The following is an 805-nucleotide window of genomic DNA, read 5'->3' on the forward strand; positions in this document are numbered from 1 at the left end:
CGTCTCAACTTCTGAAGGTGTATTTACCGACAAAGAAGCAAGAGCTAAAAACGTTGGCGGAGAAATTATTGCTTACGTTTGGTAAGAATGATAAATAAACAAGGAGGTGCATAGCTGTGAGCCGTATCGGTAATAAAACAATCACTGTTCCAGAAGGCGTAACTGTTACTCGTAATGAGAACGAAGTTACTGTTAAAGGACCTAAAGGTGAATTAACTCGCTCTTTCAGCCCTATTATTACAATGACTGTCGAAGGCAACGAAATTTCTTTTACACGTCCAAATGACTTGAAAGAAAATCGTGCGATGCATGGAACAATGCGTGCTAACCTAAACAACATGATCGTTGGTGTAACTGAAGGATTTAAAAAAGAACTAGAATTGATTGGGGTAGGGTACCGTGCACAATTACAAGGCAACAAACTTGTAATGAGCGTTGGTTACTCTCATCCTGTAGAATTCGATATCGAAGAAGGATTAACTGTTGAAGTTCCTTCTAATACTCGTGTTCTGATCAAAGGATCAAACAAAGAACGTGTTGGCGAATTAGCTGCTAATGTTCGTGCTATTCGTCCGCCAGAACCTTATAAAGGCAAAGGAATTCGTTATGTTGATGAATTTGTACGCCGTAAAGAAGGTAAAACAGGTAAGTAATTACTTAGCTGCTTAAAGTAAGTAAATAAATTAAAGAGGTGACAATTGTGATTAACAAACCAGACAAAAACAAAGTACGTTTGAAAAGACATTCACGTGTACGTTCTAAAATCTCTGGTACTGCAGAGTGCCCACGTTTAAACGTTTTTCGT

Annotated in this window: 3 protein-coding genes; all 3 read left to right on the top strand. The window is 38.3% G+C overall.

All coding sequences use genetic code 11. The features are described from left to right. A partial coding sequence (rpsH, locus tag RT405_RS11800) for a 30S ribosomal protein S8 (protein ID WP_313469931.1) occupies positions 1-85 on the top strand: 85 nt, incomplete at its 5' end. 31 nt (positions 86-116) lie between these two features. Then, complete coding sequence (rplF, locus tag RT405_RS11805) at positions 117-653, top strand: 50S ribosomal protein L6 (protein WP_313469914.1); 537 nt, start codon at positions 117-119, stop codon at positions 651-653. Between the two features lie 38 nt (positions 654-691). Next, positions 692-805, top strand: a 114-nt coding sequence (locus tag RT405_RS11810; protein WP_313469933.1) for a 50S ribosomal protein L18, incomplete at its 3' end; no start/stop codon positions are given.

It is taken from the genome of Carnobacterium sp., from assembly GCF_032094055.1.
In the GTDB taxonomy this organism is placed as follows: domain Bacteria; phylum Bacillota; class Bacilli; order Lactobacillales; family Carnobacteriaceae; genus Carnobacterium_A.